Genomic DNA, 15,880 nt, shown 5'->3' with positions numbered 1-15,880 from the left:
TCGTGATGAAGCGGGTTTCCCTGGAGAGTAAAATGAAAAAATTCGAAGATGCTGGTGTACTGATTGCACGTATCCTGATGCCGATTCTGTTCATCGTGGCAGGCTGGGGCAAAATCACCGGTTATGCGGGCACGCAGCAATATATGGAAGCGATGGGCGTACCGGGCTTTATGCTGCCGCTGGTTATCCTGCTTGAGTTCGGCGGCGGTCTGGCTATCATCTTCGGTTTTCTGACCCGCACCACGGCGCTGATTACCGCTATCTTCACCATCCTGACCGCGTTCTTGTTCCACGGCAACTTCGCACAAGACATGAACTCGATTATGTTCATGAAGAACTTCTCCATCGCAGGCGGTTATCTGCTGCTGGCGCTGATGGGTCCTGGCGCGTATAGCCTGGATCGCCTTCTGAAAAAGAACTGGTAATGACCACAGGCAGGCGGCTCACACCGCCTGCTTTTGCCATACTTAGCGGATACGACTAACAGGAGAGCACCATGGGACAATTGATTGATGGCGTCTGGCATGACACCTGGTATGACACGAAATCCACTGGCGGGCGTTTTAAACGCACCTCGGCGGCGTATCGCAACTGGGTCACTGCCGACGGCGAACCGGGCCCGACAGGCGAAGGCGGCTTTGCGGCACAAAAAGATCGCTACCATCTCTATGTTTCACTCGCCTGCCCCTGGGCGCACCGCACGTTAATGATGCGCAAGCTTAAAGGGCTGGAATCGTTTATCTCTGTTTCGGTAGTGCATCCACTGATGCTGGAAAACGGCTGGACCTTCGGTGACGATTTCCCGGCGGCCACCGGCGACACGCTCTATCAGCACGATTTTCTTTATCAGCTTTATCTTCAGGCGGACCCGCACTATTCCGGACGTGTAACCGTGCCGGTACTGTGGGATAAAGAACGCCAGACCATCGTGAGCAATGAATCCGCCGATATCATCCGTATGTTCAACAGCGCTTTCGACGCGCTGGGCGCGCGTGCCGGCGATTACTACCCGCAAGCGCTGCGTACTGAGATTGACGAGCTAAACGGCTGGATTTACGACACCGTCAATAACGGCGTTTATAAAGCGGGCTTCGCCACCAGTCAGCAGGCGTATGACGAAGCGGTCGAACAGGTATTCGCCTCACTGTCGCGTCTTGAACAGATCCTCGGCCAGCAGCGTTATCTCACGGGCGACCAGCTAACCGAAGCGGATATCCGTCTCTGGACGACACTGGTGCGTTTTGACCCGGTCTACGTAACGCACTTTAAGTGCGATAAGCACCGCATCAGCGATTACCTGAATCTGCACGGCTTTCTGCGTGAGATTTACCAGATACCGGGCATCGCTGACACCGTGGATTTCGGGCATATTCGTCACCACTATTTTTGCAGCCACAAAACCATTAACCCGACCGGCATTATCTCCATCGGGCCGTGGCAGGATCTCAATGAGCCGCACGGGCGCGACGAGCGCTTCCGTTAATCCGCTTCGCCCTAAGCCTCCTCTGAAAAATGCGCCGTTCCGACGGCGCTCACAATTTCCGTTTTCCTTCAGGCCGTTTCGCCCGGCGCCAGCTAGCATTTACTGAAGTAGATCGCTTTAAAAACAAGTGATTGATGGCAAGGGAGGCGGACACGCATGTACTGGTACATTAAAGCGTTTAGAAATTACCTCAATTTTACCGGCAGGGCGCGCCGTAAAGAGTTCTGGATGTTCACGCTGGTGAATTTCATCCTGGCAGGCGTGATGCTGGCGCTCGACAAAATGCTTGGCCTGCGGGCTGTGGGCGAATACGGTTTACTGAGCCTTATCTATGGGCTGCTGGCGCTGCTGCCCGCGTGGGCTGTGCAGTTCCGCCGCCTGCATGATACCGACCGCACCGCGTTGTGGTTGCTTCTGTTACTGGTGCCTGTCATCGGCTGGATTGTGATCCTCATTTTCAACTGCCAGTCCGGGACGCACGGTGAAAATCGCTTCGGCCCCGATTCTAAACACCACCTCTGATCGCGACCCGCTCGCCGCGCGCTGACGCGGCGTGCTTTCCCCTCTTGTTGCCCCTTTTGTTTTTATGCACACAAAGTCTGTTGATTAGCTAAACCGGTTTAACTATTGTTTAGCGCAAGATGAATCAAAGGAGATACACATGTCAGCAAAAGTGTGGGCCCTGGGTGACGCAGTCGTGGATCTGCTGCCCGATGGCGAGGGTCGGTTACTGCAGTGCCCCGGCGGCGCCCCGGCAAATGTGGCGGTCGGCGTGGCGCGACTGGGCGGGGCGAGCGGCTTCATTGGCCGTGTCGGGCGCGATCCGTTCGGGGAATTTATGATGCAAACGCTCTCCCGCGAAGGCGTGGATATCAGCGCGATGCATCAGGATCCGGCGCACCGCACCTCGACGGTCGTCGTGGCGCTGGATGAGCACGGTGAACGCACATTCACTTTCATGGTCCGTCCGTCAGCGGATCTCTTTCTCACTCCAGGCGATCTCCCCCCGTTCACGGCGGGCGAATGGCTGCACGTCTGTTCCATCGCGTTGTGCGCCCAGCCCTCGCGTGATACCGCGTTTGAGGCGATGGCGCGGATAAAACACGCGGGCGGGTTTATCAGCTTCGACCCCAATATTCGCGACGATCTCTGGCAGGACACCACGATTTTGCGTGAATGCGTGGAACGCGCCCTTACCCAGGCCGATGTGGTGAAGCTTTCGCTTGAAGAGCTGGCCTTTATCACCGGCGGTGAAGAAGAAGACCACGCGCGGGCACTGGCGCAACGCCATGCGATCCCGCTGCTGCTTATTACCCGCGGCGCAGAAGGGGTTGATGCCTGCTTTAACGGTGAATTACGCCGTTACCCGGCAGTGCCGGTGGCGTGTGTCGACACGACCGGCGCGGGCGATGCCTTTGTCGCCGGGCTGCTCTGGGGCCTTGCGGCACACGGCCTGCCGCACAATGCCTCACAACTGGCGCCTGTGCTTTCGCATGCCCAAACCTGCGGTGCGCTTGCCACTACAGCCAAAGGCGCAATGACAGCGCTGCCCCGCCTTCACGACCTCAAAAAACACCTCGCCTGATCGCACGGGCCGCCGCCGCGGCCCGTTTTGCGAACCGTATCACAATCACTAAACCGGTTTAGCTAATTTTATTGCCAGTAAAAATGGGCCATGATTATGATTGCCTCCTAAACCGGTTTAGCAAGTTAGCACAATGATGATAACTCCTCCTCAGGGATGCCACACATGATTAAAAAAAGCACTCTTGCTCTGACGATTGGCTTACTGGCCGGTGCCCCCGCAGCCTTTGCCGACAGCAATATGACCAGCATCGAATCGCGTCTGGCGGCGCTTGAACAGCGCCTTCAGGCTGCAGAAGCTCGTGCAAGCGCCGCGGAAACCCGCGCCGAGGCGGCAGAGCGTCAGGCCCGGCAACTGGCCGTTGCCCAACAAAAACAGCCAGCAGCACAACCGGTTGAAGCCAGCGCCGCGAAACCCGCGCCGCAAGCGGCTGACGCAGGCGGCTTTGAGTTTCACGGCTACGCCCGTTCAGGCCTGCTGATGAGCGACTCTGCCGCGAAAACGCAAGGCGGCCCGTCCTTCACCCCGGCAGGTGAAACCGGGGGCCACGTCGGGCGTCTCGGTAACGAGCCGGATACCTATCTCGAAATGAACCTCGAGCATAAACAGACGCTCGCCAACGGCGCGACCACACGCTTTAAAGTAATGGTGGCCGACGGACAGCGCAGCTATAACGACTGGACCGCCTCCAGCAGCGATCTCAACGTGCGTCAGGCGTTCACCGAGCTTGGCCACCTGCCGACCTTCACCGGCGCGTTTAAAGACGCCACCGTCTGGGCGGGTAAACGCTTTGACCGTGATAACTTCGACATTCACTGGATTGACTCCGACGTCGTGTTCCTGGCGGGTACCGGCGCGGGTATCTATGACATGCGCTGGAGTGATAACGCGCGCAGCAATTTCTCGCTTTATGGCCGCACCTTCGGCGATATTGAAAACAGCGAAAACACCGCGCAGAACTACATCCTGACGATGAATAACTATGTCGGGCCGGTACAGCTGATGGTGAGTGGCATGCGCGCCAAAGATAACAAAGATCGCCTGGACATCGACGGCAACCGCGTGAAAAAAGACGCGGCGGAAGATGGCGTGCATGCCCTGCTCGGCCTGCATAACGACAGCTTCTACGGCCTGCGCGAAGGTTCCTCCAAAACCGCGCTGCTGTATGGTCACGGCCTCGGCGCGGAAGTGAAATCTATCGGCTCCGATGGCGCATTGCTGCCGCAGGCGGACACCTGGCGCCTCGCCACGTACGGCATGACCCCGCTCGGCGGCGGCTGGCATATTGCCCCGGCGGTGCTGGCCCAGAGCAGTAAAGATCGTTACGTCAAAGGCGATAGCTATCAGTGGGCGACGGCGAACCTGCGCGTCATTCAGGAGATTAACCAGAATCTCGAACTGCAATATGAAGGCAGTTACCAGTACATGGATTTGCGCCCCGAAGGCTATAACGCGCGCAATGCGGTCAGCGGCAACTTCTATAAGCTGACCTTTGCGCCGACGCTGAAAGCAGGCGACGTGGGCGAGTTCCTCAAACGTCCAGAGCTGCGTCTGTTCGCCACCTGGATGGACTGGGATCACCGCCTGGATAACTACGCCTCCAGCGATTCCTTCGGCAGCAGCGGGTTTACCGCTGGCGGCGAATGGAACTTCGGCGTGCAGATGGAAACCTGGTTCTGATAATAACGGCCCTCGCCACGCGGGGGCCTGCGCTTTGCTGACAACATAAAAAACCACAAGACTGAGGTTGTTATGGATTTTGAACAGATTGCCCGCTCGCTCCTGCCGCTGCTTGGCGGTAAAGAGAATATCGCCAGCGCCGCCCACTGCGCCACGCGCCTGAGGCTGGTGCTGGCCGATGACGCCAAAGCCGACACGACCGCCATTGGCAATGTGGAAGGCGTAAAAGGCTGTTTTCGCAACGCAGGCCAGCTGCAGATTATTTTCGGCACTGGCGTGGTCAACAAAGTCTATGCGGCATTTATCGCTGCCGCCGGGATCAGCGAATCGAGTAAATCGGAAGCGGCGAGCGTGGCGGCCCGCAAGCTGAACCCGTTCCAGCGTATCGCCCGTCTGCTTTCCAATATTTTTGTGCCGATCATTCCGGCTATCGTGGCTTCCGGCCTGCTGATGGGCCTGCTCGGCATGGTGAAAACCTACGGCTGGGTCAGCCCCGATAACGCGCTCTATATCATGCTGGATATGTGCAGCTCGGCGGCGTTTATCATTCTGCCCATCCTGATAGGCTTCACCGCCGCGCGCGAGTTTGGCGGCAACCCGTACCTCGGCGCGACGCTTGGCGGTATCCTCACCCATCCGGCGCTGACCAACGCCTGGGGCGTGGCGGCAGGTTTCCACACCATGAACTTCTTCGGGATTGAGGTCGCGATGATTGGCTACCAGGGCACGGTGTTCCCGGTTCTGCTGGCAGTGTGGTTCATGAGCCTGCTGGAAAAACAGCTGCGCCGCATTATCCCGGATGCGCTGGATCTTATCCTGACGCCGTTCTTTACCGTGATTATCTCCGGCTTCGTCGCGCTGCTGGTGATTGGCCCGGCGGGCCGTGCGCTGGGCGACGGTATCTCGCTTGTTTTAAGCACGCTGATTACGCATGCCGGCTGGCTGGCAGGGCTGCTGTTCGGCGGGCTCTATTCGGTGATTGTCATCACCGGGGTGCACCACAGCTTCCATGCGATTGAAGCAGGCCTGCTTGGCAACCCGTCTATCGGCGTGAATTTCCTGCTGCCTATCTGGGCGATGTCTAACGTGGCGCAGGGCGGTGCGTGTCTCGCGGTGTGGTTCAAAACCAAAGATGCGAAAGTGAAGGCGATTACGCTGCCGTCCGGTTTCTCGGCGCTACTCGGCATCACGGAAGCCGCGATTTTCGGGGTCAACCTGCGCTTCGTGAAGCCGTTTATCTCCGGGCTTATCGGCGGCGCGGCGGGCGGTGCATGGGTGGTTTCGACACATGTGGGCATGACGGCAGTCGGCCTGACCGGCATTCCGGGCATGGCTATCGTGCAGGCCAGTTCACTGCTGAACTACGCCATCGGCATGGTTATCGCCTTCTGCATCGCCTTTGTGGTCTCTTACCTGTGGAAATACAAAACGGACGCTGAATAATGACTACCCCCACGCTGCTGCCCGCCATTTTGCAGGCGGTGATGAAAGGCCAGCCGGTCGCGCTTGGCGATCGCCATTATCCGCACTGGCATCTGGCGCCGGTCACCGGCCTGTTGAACGACCCGAACGGTTTTATTCATTTTCAGGGCCGTTACCATCTGTTTTATCAGTGGAATGCGCTGGGCTGCCAGCATCAGCATAAGTGCTGGGGGCACTGGAGCTCAGCCGATCTGACGCACTGGCAGCATGAGCCGCTGGCGTTGATGCCTGATGAAGAATATGACCGCAGCGGCTGTTATTCCGGCAGCGCGGTAGATGACAACGGACGGCTCACGCTCTGCTATACCGGTAATGTGAAGTTTGACGACGGTACCCGCACCGCCTGGCAGTGCCTGGCGGTACAAAACGCCGAAGGCGGTTTCGACAAGCTCGGTCCGGTCGTGCCGCTGCCCGGCGGCTACACCGGACACGTGCGCGATCCGAAAGTCTGGCGTTACGGCGAACACTGGTACATGGTGCTCGGCGCGCAGGATCTGGAACGTCAGGGCAAAGTGCTGCTTCTGCGCTCCGAAAACCTGTGGAACTGGGAGAACCTGGGTGAAATTGCCGGCAGCACGCTCGGCGGGCTGGGCGACGCAGGGTACATGTGGGAGTGTCCGGACCTCTTTATGCTGGACGACAAGGCTATCCTGCTCTGCTGTCCACAGGGTGTGACGCGCGAAGAAAAACGTTTTCTGAATACTTACCCGAGCGCGTACCTGTGCGGTGAACTGGACTACGACCAGGCGGCATATCACCACGGCCCGCTGGTGGAGCTGGATGCCGGGTTTGAGTTTTACGCCCCGCAAACCACACTTGCGGAAGATGGCCGCCGCCTGCTTATCGGCTGGATGGGCGTACCGGACGGCGAAGAGATGCTACAGCCGACGGTGGCACAGGGCTGGATCCACCAGATGACCTGTCCACGCGAGTTGTCGCTGCGCGATGGCAAACTCTGCCAGCAACCGGTGCGGGAGTTGGCCGCGCTGCGCGGTGAAGCGCATCACGTTGACGGCACGGCATCGGTACTCTCCCCGCTTGCGGCCGAAAGCCTGGAGTTAATGCTGGAATCATCGGGCGACGTGACGCTTAATGTCGCCGATACGCTGCGCCTTGACTGGACGCGTGACGGCCTGCGTCTGGCGCGCCGCAGTCTCGACACGGGCGAGTGGCTCTACCGCTACTGGCAAGGCGAGGTGAAGCGCCTGCACATGTTGTGCGATCGCTCAAGCATCGAGATTTTTATAAACGACGGCGAAGGCGTGATGAGCAGCCGCTATTTCCCGCCTTCACCCGCCATGCTTGCCTTCGAAGGGCAGGCGCATCTCCGGCTGCGCTACTGGTCGTTGCGCCCTTGCATGGTAGAATGAGGGTTTGACCACTAACCGAACCGAAGCCGTGCGAAAAACCAAACGCGTTACTATCAGTGATATCGCCGCCCTGGCGGGGGTTTCCAAAGCCACCGCCAGCCTGGTGCTGAATGGCAGGGGCAAAGAGCTGCGCGTCGCGCAGGAGACGCGCGAGCGCGTTCTCGCCATCGCCCAGCAACACCATTATCAGCCGAGCATCCACGCCCGTCTGCTGCGCAATAACCGCAGTCATACGCTCGGCCTGGTGGTACCAGAGATAACCAACTATGGTTTCGCGGTGTTCTCTTATGAACTGGAAACGCTGTGCCGCGAAGCGGGGCTTCAGCTCCTTATCTCCTGCACCGATGAAAATCCAGGGCAGGAGACCGTAGTGGTCAATAACCTGGTGTCGCGCCAGGTGGACGGACTTATCGTCGCCTCCAGCATGTTGAGCGACAGCGATTATGTGAAGCTCAGCGAACAACTCCCGGTGGTGCTTTTCGACCGCCATATGAACGACACCCAACTGCCGCTGGTGATAACCGATTCCGTCACGCCGACGGCCGACCTGGTCGAGCGTATTGCCCGCCAGCATCCTGACGAGTTCTACTTCCTGGGCGGCCAGCCGCGCCTCTCTCCAACACGCGATCGGCTTGAAGGCTTTAAGCAAGGCCTGACGCGGGCAGGTGTGGAGCTACGCCCCGAGTGGATCATTCACGGTAATTATCATCCAAGTAGCGGCTATGAAATGTTCGCCGCGCTTTGCGCGAAGCTCGGACGTCCACCGAAAGCGCTTTTTACCGCCGCCTGCGGCCTGCTGGAAGGGGTGCTGCGTTATATGAGCCAGCATCGTCTGCTGGAAAGCGACATCCATCTTGCGAGTTTTGACGATCATTATCTGTATGATTCGCTGTCGGTTCGTATCGACACCGTCCAGCAGGATTGCCGTCAACTGGCGCTGGATTGCTTTGAGATGATCACCCAACTGGTGGATGACCATGAACCGACGCCGCTGCAGCGCTACCTGCCAGCGACGCTGCAATGGCGGCATTCGGCGGATTAACGTTTCACGTTAAAGAGTTTCGGGATTTCACGCAGACACCACGCTTTCGCCTCGCCCATGCTGTCGCGCCGCCACGCCATGATGATGTCCACCTCGCTGGTGGACTCCGGGCTAACCACGCGCAGCCGCCCTTCAGCAATATCTTTCTCCACCAGCGGATAGGGCATGGTCGCCACGCCCAGCCCGGCGAGCAGCGCCTGGCGTTTATCTTCAATGGATGTCACCGTCAGCCTCGGCTGTTTATCCAGCAGCTGTACCGTCAGCACTGGGCGTTCACGCGCGGTATCCGCCACTGCCACGCCGCGATATTTCACGCGAGTGACTTCAGACAGCGGTTCTGGTTCGTGATGGATGGGGTGATCCGGCGCCGCGACATAGACATTCATCAGCGTATAAAGCTTGCGGGAATTGATTTCCGACGACGAGCGAAAGTGCATATCCGGCGCGATGACGATATCGGCGCGCCCTTGCTCCAGACGCTCCCAGGCGCCCGCCAGCACTTCGGTAATGAAAGAGAGCTGGGTATTAGCTTTCGACGCAAGTTTTTCAACGAGCGGGAACAGACAGTGCGTGGGCACCAGCGCTTCGGCGACGATGGTCAGGTGCGTTTCCCAGCCGCGCGCCAGCGCTTCAGCGTCGGTTGTGAGCTTATCCGCCGCCTCCAGCAGCACGCGACCGCGCTCCAGCAGCATACGGCCCACGTTAGTGAACTTGGTACGGTGTCCGGAGCGGTCGAAAAGCACCACATCCAGCTCCTCCTCCAGCTTCTGCATGGTGTAGCTTAATGCAGAAGGCACGCGTCCCAGTTCGTCAGCCGCGGCGGCGAAACTGCCGCGCCGGTCGATAGCATCCATGACGCGCAGCGCCTCCAGCGTCAATGCCCTTTCTTTAGCCATCAGGTTCTCGTTCAGGAAATTTGAATATACCAAGCAGATTAACTGGCTAACAATGCAGCGTCCACACCCTTAACATAAAAGCCTGTCAAGAGAGGTAAATTATGATTATCACGAGAACAGCCAAACAGTGTGGGCAAGCTGACTATGGGTGGCTGCAGGCTCGCTATACCTTTTCCTTTGGCCACTATTTCGATCCAAAATTGTTGGGGTATGCTTCGCTCCGTGTCCTGAACCAGGAAGTGCTGGCGCCGGGCGCTGCATTTCAGCCGCGCACTTACCCGAAAGTCGATATTCTTAACCTGATCCTCGACGGCGAGGCGGAATACCGTGACAGCGAAGGGAATCACCTGCGCGCGAAAGCGGGCGAGGCGCTGTTGCTTTCCACCCAACCGGGCGTGAGTTACAGCGAACATAATCTGAGCAAAGATCAGTCGCTAACGCGGATGCAGCTCTGGCTCGACGCCTGCCCGGAACGCGAAAACGCGGCGGTGCAGACGATGACGATTGGCCCGCAGGCGCGCCAGCTTATCGCCTCGCCAGATGGCGCTGACGGCAGCCTGCAGTTGCGCCAGCACGTCTGGTTGTGGCATATCGCCCTCAACGAAGGGGAATCCGTAAGCCTGCCGCTGAACGGACCGCGTGCGTACCTGCAATCCATCCACGGCACGGTGCACGCAAAAACCGAAACAGACGGCAAAGAGGCATTAACCTGCGGAGACGGCGCATTTATTCGTGACGAGGCTAACATAACCCTCATCGCCGGTTCGCCGCTGCGCGCTTTACTGGTAGATTTGCCGGTGTAACAGAAGATGCAGATCGCTGCATCAGGAGTCAGAAAATGAGTACCATCACACAGCAAAAGAAAGTCACGCAGTTGACTGTTTCACCCGCCATGCAGGAAGCGCACACACGCGCCGGAGCGCAACACGAGTTTTCCTACGATTGTATGCTCAGCGAGCTGGAAGCCATTATCGCTGAAGCCGAAGTACGCCTGGCCGAGGAAGAAGCCGCCTGACGTACGCTCTCCGGGCGGGCCTGCCGGCTCGCCTGCTCCTGTTTTTCTTCCTTTGTCGCGCTCTGTTACGGGTGTTCTTCCGTTCTGATGGCAAACCATCCCGCAGGCCAGGTAACACACCGGTCGCCACTACGACCGCTGTCTCACATCCATCTGTGTCTCTTTACACTGTCAGTTTCTGATTTTTCCATCGTTTAGCTGCCCTTCGCATCAAAAGCATAATTTCAAACGCACAGCTCATGAAAATGGCGGCTGATTCTGGGCTCGCTCCGGATTAAGGAAAAAAATGATGAGGATGATCAGAGGTAAAATATGAAGAAAATCGCACTACTTGGGCTAACGTTATTGAGCACAGCCTGCCTCGCGGCAGAGGATCAACCCTCAACCCTGTCTATCGCCGGAAGTGTAAATCAGCCTTACCGTTGCTCAGTGTCCCTGAGCCGCACGACGGCCGATTTAGGGACCCGGAAAATTGAGCAGTTACCCACGGCCGCCACCAGCACAATAAATACGACATCATCCGTACTGGTCGTCGCCACCGTTACGGGTACAGGCTGCAAAGATGATAGCGATACCGATAATTACTACGCCCATACGGCGCTGACGTTTAACGGCGCAGCAGATAGTAATGACAGCACTGTCCTTGCCAATACGTTAAATGACGACACCGCGGCAAAAGGTATCGCCGTCGGTTTATATTCGTCCGAAGGTGTTCGATTTAATATCAACGAAAACCTCCCATTAAGTGATGGCCGCTTCCCCTTCTTTATCGGGATGGTCAAAGTAAACGATAACCCCAGTGCAGGTAAGGTGCAGTCATCCCTGACCGTTTCCGTACAGCATCTTTAAGCGACCGACTTGAGATCCAAAAAAGCAAAAACCCCGCCGAAGCGGGGTTTTTAAAGGAGTGAAGCTAACCGATAAGCCGGGTTCTGTCGTGGACAGTCATTCATCTAGGCCAGCAATCGCTCACTGGCTCAAGCAGCCTACCCGGGTTCAGTACGGGCCGTACCTTATGAACCCCTATTTGGCCTTGCTCCGGGTGGAGTTTACCGTGCCGCGAACTGTTACCAGTCGCGCGGTGCGCTCTTACCGCACCCTTTCACCCTTACCTGATCCCGCTTACGCGGGCCATCGGCGGTTTGCTCTCTGTTGCACTGGTCGTGGGTTTCCCCCCCAGGCGTTACCTGGCACCCTGCCCTATGGAGCCCGGACTTTCCTCCCCTCCGCCCGTCTCCCCGAAAGGACGACGACGAAGCGGCGACTGTCTGGTCAGCTTCGGCGCGGAGTATAGAGGATTTGCCAGTCGCTGTCACGCCCCATCACGGTTTATCGGCCGTCAGCCCTGCTGCTCGAGCGCATATTTGTACAGCGCGTTCTTTTTCACGCCGTGGATCTCCGCCGCCAGCGCCGCGGCTTTTTTCAGCGGCAGTTCGGCCTGCAGCAGCGCCAGCGTGCGCAGTGCGTCCGGCGGCAGCGCATCTTCCTGTGCTTTATGTCCTTCGACGATCAGCACCATTTCACCCTTACGACGGTTTTCATCGTCTTTTATCCACGCAAGGAGTTCACCTACCGGCGCGCCGTGGATGGTCTCCCAGGTTTTGGTGAGTTCGCGGGCCAGTACCACATAACGCGCCTCGCCCCAGACAGCGACCATATCTTCAAGACTTTCCAGCAGACGGTGCGTAGATTCATAAAAAATCAGCGTGCGCGGTTCTTGCTCCAGTGCTTTCAGCACGTCGCGGCGGCCTTTAGATTTTGCTGGCAAAAAGCCCTCATAACAGAAGCGGTCTGACGGCAAACCTGCCGCGGAAAGCGCGGCGATCGCGGCACATGGCCCCGGCAGCGGCACCACGCGCAGACCGGCTTCACGGCAGGCGCGCACCAGATGGTAGCCCGGGTCGTTAATCAGCGGCGTACCGGCGTCAGAGACGAGCGCGATGTTTTGTCCTTCGCGCAATTTGGCGATGAGCGTTTCCGCTTTTTGCTGTTCGTTATGGTCATGTAGCGCAAAAAGCCGGGCGCTGATAGCAAAATGTTGCAGCAGCAGACCGGTATGACGGGTATCCTCAGCGGCGATAAGATCGACGGACTGCAATACTGTCAGGGCACGTTGCGTAATGTCGCCAAGATTGCCGATAGGCGTCGGGACAATATAGAGCTGGCCCTGAGAATTCTGCGCCGAATCGTTTTGTTTCATTGTTTCGTCCGTATTGCCGATTTAAAATTGAACATTCACCAGAAAAAAACCACTGGATACAGCATGGTACCTTCTAAACTTTCCGGCTCTAAAGCCGCGCGTTGTCTGCCTGTCCTGCTGGCAGCTCTATTTTTCGCAGGCTGCGGCACGCAGACGCCTGACCAGAGCACTGCACATATGCAGGGCGAAGCCAAAGCGGATTCAGGCTTTTATCTGCATCAGATGGAGCAAAGCCGTGATGATAGCAAGACCAACTGGCAATTACTCGCCATACGTGCACTGCTCGGCGAAGGCAAACGCGAGCGCGCCATCACGCTGTACGGCGAGCTGCCGCAGAACCTGACCAACGCCCAGCGCCGCGAAGCGTCACTGCTGGAAGCACAGATAAAACTCGCGCAGCAGGATTATCAGGGCGCTCTGGCGCTGCTTGAGAAAATCAATCTGGCTGATCTTAACGACGAGCAGAAAGCCCGTTACTGGCAGGCGAAAATTGACGCAAGCCAGGGCCGTCCATCGCTCGAACTGCTGCGCGCCCTGATTGCGCAGGAGCCGCTGCTGCAAGGCCCGGCCAAACAGAAAAACATCGACGCCACCTGGCAGGCGCTTTCGCAGATGTCGCAAGATCAGGCAAAGTCGCTGGTGATTAACGCTGACGAAAATACGCTGCAAGGCTGGCTCGATCTGCAACGCGTCTGGTTTGATAACCGCAATGACCCGAAAATGCTCCAGGCGGGCGTAAAAGACTGGCAGACCCGCTATCCGCAAAACCCGGGCGCGAAAATGCTGCCGACGCAACTTGCCAACCTGCAAAACTACAAACCGGCTTCCGCCGATAAAATTGCGCTGTTGCTGCCGTTAAACGGCCAGGCGGCGGTCTTTAGTCGCGCCATTCAGCAGGGGTTTGAAGCCGCAAAAAATGCGGGCACCAGCCCGGTTGCCGTACAGGCGCCAGTAACGGCGCCTGCGGATAACGCTGCCGCGCAGAACACGGATAACGATCAGGCACCGCAGACCGCCGCGGCCGACGCCGTGGCAAGCCCTGCCGACGCCGTGGCAAGCCCTGCCGCCGCCCCGGTTGACGATCTGGCCGCACAGCCTGTCGCACAACAAAGCCAGCCTGAATCGCAACCTGCCGTGGCGCCACCGGTTACCGCTGCGCCGGCGAACCCATCGGCGGAAATCAAAGTCTATGACACCAGCTCACAGACCATCACGCAGATCCTCGCACAGGCACAGCAGGACGGCGCAAGCCTGGTTGTCGGTCCACTGCTTAAAGAGAGCGTGGACGGTCTGCTGAAAACCGGCACGCCGCTGAACGTGCTGGCACTTAACCAGCCGGAAACCGTGCAGAACCGCCCGAACGTGTGTTATTTCGCGCTCTCGCCGGAAGATGAGGCCGCCGATGCCGCCGCGCATATCTGGCAGGAAGGCAAACGTGCGCCGCTGCTGCTGGTGCCTTACAGCGCGCTGGGCGACCGTGTGACAAAAGCCTTCGCCGATCGCTGGACGCAGCTTGGTGGCGGCACCGTGTTGCAACAGAAATTTGGCTCCGTTAACGAGCTTAAGATGAACATTAATGGTGGCACCGGCATCGCGCTGACCGGCTCGCCTGTCGCTGCCAGCTTGCCGCAGCAGCAACCGGTGACTATCGGCGGCCTGTCTATCCCGGCACCGCCGACCGACGCGCAGATCACGGCGGGCAGCAGCGGCAAAGTGGACGCGGTCTATATCCTCGCGACCCCTGCGGAAATTGCGCTGATTAAGCCGATGATCGCCATGCGTGCCGGCAGCCACAGCGGCGCGGCGCTTTACGCCAGCTCCCGCAGCGCCCAGGGTGGCGCAGGCCCGGACTTCCGTCTGGAGATGGAAGGACTGGAGTTTAGCGATATCCCGATGCTCGCAGGCAGCAACCCGGCGCTGATGCAGCAGGCGCTTTCAGCGGTGAATAACGACTATTCGCTGGCGCGCCTCTATGCGATGGGCGTGGATGCCTGGTCGCTTGCGAACCATTTCTCCCAGATGCGCCAGGTGCCCGGTTTCCAGCTTAGCGGCAACACCGGGGCACTGAGCGCTACACAGGACTGCGTGATTAACAGGAAGTTAACGTGGCTCAAATACCAGCAAGGACAGTTGGTTCCGGCCAACTGAGTCGCAAAGAGACTGGCGCCGCCTTCGAAGCGCAGGCGCGCGCCTTTCTTGAGCGCAAGGGATTGCGTTTTATCGCCGCCAATGCGCATGAGCGCGGCGGCGAAATCGATCTCATTATGAATGACCGTGGCGTAACGGTGTTCGTCGAGGTGCGCTACCGACGCGCCAGCCTTTATGGCGGAGCCGCCGCCAGTGTCACCCGCAGCAAACAGCAAAAATTGTTACATGCCGCCCGGTTGTGGCTCGCGCGCCACAATGGGAGCTTTGATACTGTGGATTGCCGGTTCGATGTGTTAGCCTTCACCGGCAATGAAATCGAGTGGATTGCGAACGCCTTTTCGCTCCACGCCTGAACTGACGTAACGCTCAAAGGATAATCGTGCTAGAAAGAATCAAAGTCTGCTTTACGGAAAGCATTCAAACCCAGATTGCGGCGGCGGAAGCACTCCCGGATGCGATTTCTCGTGCGGCCATGACCCTGGTTCAGTCTCTCCTCAACGGCAACAAAATCCTCTGCTGCGGCAACGGCACGTCCGGCGCTAACGCGCAGCATTTCGCGGCCAGCATGATTAATCGTTTTGAAACGGAGCGGCCCAGTTTACCCGCCATTGCACTTAATACCGATAATGTGGTCTTAACGGCGATAAGCAACGACAGGCTGCATGATGAAGTGTATGCCAAACAGGTGCGTGCGCTGGGCCATGCCGGGGATGTGCTGCTCGCTATCTCCACGCGTGGCAACAGTCGCGATATCGTCAAAGCCGTTGAAGCTGCTGTGACCCGCGATATGACTATCGTGGCGCTGACGGGCTACGACGGCGGCGAGCTGGCCGGGCTTCTGGGCCCGCAGGATGTGGAGATCCGTATCCCCTCCCATCGCAGCGCGCGCATTCAGGAGATGCACATGCTGACGGTAAACTGCCTGTGCGATTTAATCGATAACACATTATTTCCACACCAGGATGATTAAGGAGTACTC

16 protein-coding genes and 1 other RNA gene are annotated in these 15,880 nt (G+C 58.2%); 14 read left to right on the top strand and 3 right to left on the bottom strand.

The window, feature by feature from the left end:
- Positions 1-32: 32 nt before the first annotated feature.
- From AFK62_RS02465 to AFK62_RS02430, 8 genes are all read left to right on the top strand, one after another.
- A complete protein-coding gene (locus AFK62_RS02465; RefSeq protein ID WP_032984051.1) occupies positions 33-425 on the top strand; it encodes a DoxX family protein in 393 nt (130 codons plus the stop codon).
- A gap of 71 nt (positions 426-496) precedes the next feature.
- Positions 497-1,483: a glutathione S-transferase family protein gene (locus tag AFK62_RS02460; RefSeq protein WP_032984053.1), complete on the top strand. Its 987-nt coding sequence runs from the start codon at positions 497-499 to the stop codon at positions 1,481-1,483.
- A gap of 156 nt (positions 1,484-1,639) precedes the next feature.
- Positions 1,640-2,005: a DUF805 domain-containing protein gene (locus AFK62_RS02455; protein WP_007666238.1), complete on the top strand. Its 366-nt coding sequence runs from the start codon at positions 1,640-1,642 to the stop codon at positions 2,003-2,005.
- A 139-nt stretch (positions 2,006-2,144) separates the two neighbouring features.
- The gene (locus tag AFK62_RS02450; RefSeq protein WP_007666240.1) at positions 2,145-3,068 is read left to right on the top strand and encodes an aminoimidazole riboside kinase; all 924 of its coding nucleotides are present in this window, start codon (positions 2,145-2,147) and stop codon (positions 3,066-3,068) included.
- 165 nt (positions 3,069-3,233) lie between these two features.
- A complete protein-coding gene (locus AFK62_RS02445) occupies positions 3,234-4,748 on the top strand; it encodes a carbohydrate porin (RefSeq protein ID WP_007666241.1) in 1,515 nt (504 codons plus the stop codon).
- 72 nt (positions 4,749-4,820) lie between these two features.
- A complete protein-coding gene (locus AFK62_RS02440) occupies positions 4,821-6,191 on the top strand; it encodes a sucrose-specific PTS transporter subunit IIBC (protein WP_007666244.1) in 1,371 nt (456 codons plus the stop codon).
- Entirely contained in the window at positions 6,191-7,600 is a 1,410-nt protein-coding gene (locus AFK62_RS02435) for a sucrose-6-phosphate hydrolase (protein WP_007666247.1), read from the top strand. The genes AFK62_RS02440 and AFK62_RS02435 overlap by 1 nt, the downstream gene beginning before the upstream one ends.
- Before the next feature lie 28 nt (positions 7,601-7,628).
- Complete coding sequence (locus tag AFK62_RS02430) at positions 7,629-8,642, top strand: substrate-binding domain-containing protein (RefSeq protein WP_032984056.1); 1,014 nt, start codon at positions 7,629-7,631, stop codon at positions 8,640-8,642.
- On the opposite strand, the gene yhaJ is transcribed toward AFK62_RS02430, so the two are convergent.
- Positions 8,639-9,538, bottom strand: coding sequence for a DNA-binding transcriptional regulator YhaJ (gene yhaJ / locus AFK62_RS02425; protein ID WP_007666253.1), 900 nt, complete (start codon positions 9,536-9,538; stop codon positions 8,639-8,641). The genes AFK62_RS02430 and yhaJ overlap by 4 nt on opposite strands.
- A 101-nt stretch (positions 9,539-9,639) precedes the next feature.
- Here yhaJ and AFK62_RS02420 point away from each other — a divergent pair, with 101 nt between their 5' ends.
- From AFK62_RS02420 to AFK62_RS02415, 3 genes are all read left to right on the top strand, one after another.
- Positions 9,640-10,341, top strand: a complete 702-nt coding sequence (locus AFK62_RS02420; RefSeq protein ID WP_032984055.1) for a pirin family protein — start codon at positions 9,640-9,642, stop codon at positions 10,339-10,341.
- 35 nt (positions 10,342-10,376) lie between these two features.
- On the top strand, positions 10,377-10,553 hold the full coding sequence (locus AFK62_RS22550; RefSeq protein WP_007666259.1) for a hypothetical protein: 177 nt from the start codon (positions 10,377-10,379) through the stop codon (positions 10,551-10,553).
- Positions 10,554-10,865: 312 nt separating this feature from the next.
- Entirely contained in the window at positions 10,866-11,402 is a 537-nt protein-coding gene (locus tag AFK62_RS02415) for a fimbrial protein (protein ID WP_226991867.1), read from the top strand.
- Positions 11,403-11,458: 56 nt separating this feature from the next.
- On the opposite strand, the gene rnpB is transcribed toward AFK62_RS02415, so the two are convergent.
- Both rnpB and rsmI read right to left on the bottom strand, forming a co-directional pair.
- An RNA gene (gene rnpB, locus AFK62_RS19965) (RNase P RNA component class A) lies at positions 11,459-11,833 on the bottom strand.
- Between the two features lie 59 nt (positions 11,834-11,892).
- Positions 11,893-12,753, bottom strand: a complete 861-nt coding sequence (gene rsmI, locus AFK62_RS02410) for a 16S rRNA (cytidine(1402)-2'-O)-methyltransferase (protein ID WP_053531691.1) — start codon at positions 12,751-12,753, stop codon at positions 11,893-11,895.
- A gap of 63 nt (positions 12,754-12,816) precedes the next feature.
- On the opposite strand from rsmI, the gene AFK62_RS02405 reads away from it, so the two are divergent.
- From AFK62_RS02405 to diaA, 3 genes are read left to right on the top strand one after another with little or no spacing between them, the layout of a single operon-like run.
- Positions 12,817-14,901: a penicillin-binding protein activator gene (locus AFK62_RS02405; protein WP_053531690.1), complete on the top strand. Its 2,085-nt coding sequence runs from the start codon at positions 12,817-12,819 to the stop codon at positions 14,899-14,901.
- Positions 14,859-15,254 (top strand): YraN family protein, encoded by a 396-nt coding sequence (locus AFK62_RS02400; RefSeq protein WP_007673086.1) that lies wholly within the window; start codon positions 14,859-14,861, stop codon positions 15,252-15,254. Before AFK62_RS02405 ends, AFK62_RS02400 begins: the two co-directional genes overlap by 43 nt.
- Positions 15,255-15,280: 26 nt before the next feature.
- Entirely contained in the window at positions 15,281-15,871 is a 591-nt protein-coding gene (gene diaA / locus AFK62_RS02395; protein WP_007673089.1) for a DnaA initiator-associating protein DiaA, read from the top strand.
- The last annotated feature ends 9 nt before the right edge of the window (positions 15,872-15,880 follow it).

The organism is Cronobacter condimenti 1330, from assembly GCF_001277255.1.
Lineage (GTDB): Bacteria > Pseudomonadota > Gammaproteobacteria > Enterobacterales > Enterobacteriaceae > Cronobacter > Cronobacter condimenti.
This window is presented reverse-complemented; position numbering and strand designations above follow the sequence as displayed.

Coding starts and splice junctions, on each gene's coding strand:
- AFK62_RS02465 (WP_032984051.1), top strand. CDS start 33: ATGAAAAAATTCGAAGATGCTGGTGTACTGATTGCACGTATCCTGATG.
- AFK62_RS02460 (WP_032984053.1), top strand. CDS start 497: ATGGGACAATTGATTGATGGCGTCTGGCATGACACCTGGTATGACACG.
- AFK62_RS02455 (WP_007666238.1), top strand. CDS start 1,640: ATGTACTGGTACATTAAAGCGTTTAGAAATTACCTCAATTTTACCGGC.
- AFK62_RS02450 (WP_007666240.1), top strand. CDS start 2,145: ATGTCAGCAAAAGTGTGGGCCCTGGGTGACGCAGTCGTGGATCTGCTG.
- AFK62_RS02445 (WP_007666241.1), top strand. CDS start 3,234: ATGATTAAAAAAAGCACTCTTGCTCTGACGATTGGCTTACTGGCCGGT.
- AFK62_RS02440 (WP_007666244.1), top strand. CDS start 4,821: ATGGATTTTGAACAGATTGCCCGCTCGCTCCTGCCGCTGCTTGGCGGT.
- AFK62_RS02435 (WP_007666247.1), top strand. CDS start 6,191: ATGACTACCCCCACGCTGCTGCCCGCCATTTTGCAGGCGGTGATGAAA.
- yhaJ (WP_007666253.1), bottom strand. CDS start 9,538: ATGGCTAAAGAAAGGGCATTGACGCTGGAGGCGCTGCGCGTCATGGAT.
- AFK62_RS02420 (WP_032984055.1), top strand. CDS start 9,640: ATGATTATCACGAGAACAGCCAAACAGTGTGGGCAAGCTGACTATGGG.
- AFK62_RS22550 (WP_007666259.1), top strand. CDS start 10,377: ATGAGTACCATCACACAGCAAAAGAAAGTCACGCAGTTGACTGTTTCA.
- AFK62_RS02415 (WP_226991867.1), top strand. CDS start 10,866: ATGAAGAAAATCGCACTACTTGGGCTAACGTTATTGAGCACAGCCTGC.
- rsmI (WP_053531691.1), bottom strand. CDS start 12,753: ATGAAACAAAACGATTCGGCGCAGAATTCTCAGGGCCAGCTCTATATT.
- AFK62_RS02405 (WP_053531690.1), top strand. CDS start 12,817: ATGGTACCTTCTAAACTTTCCGGCTCTAAAGCCGCGCGTTGTCTGCCT.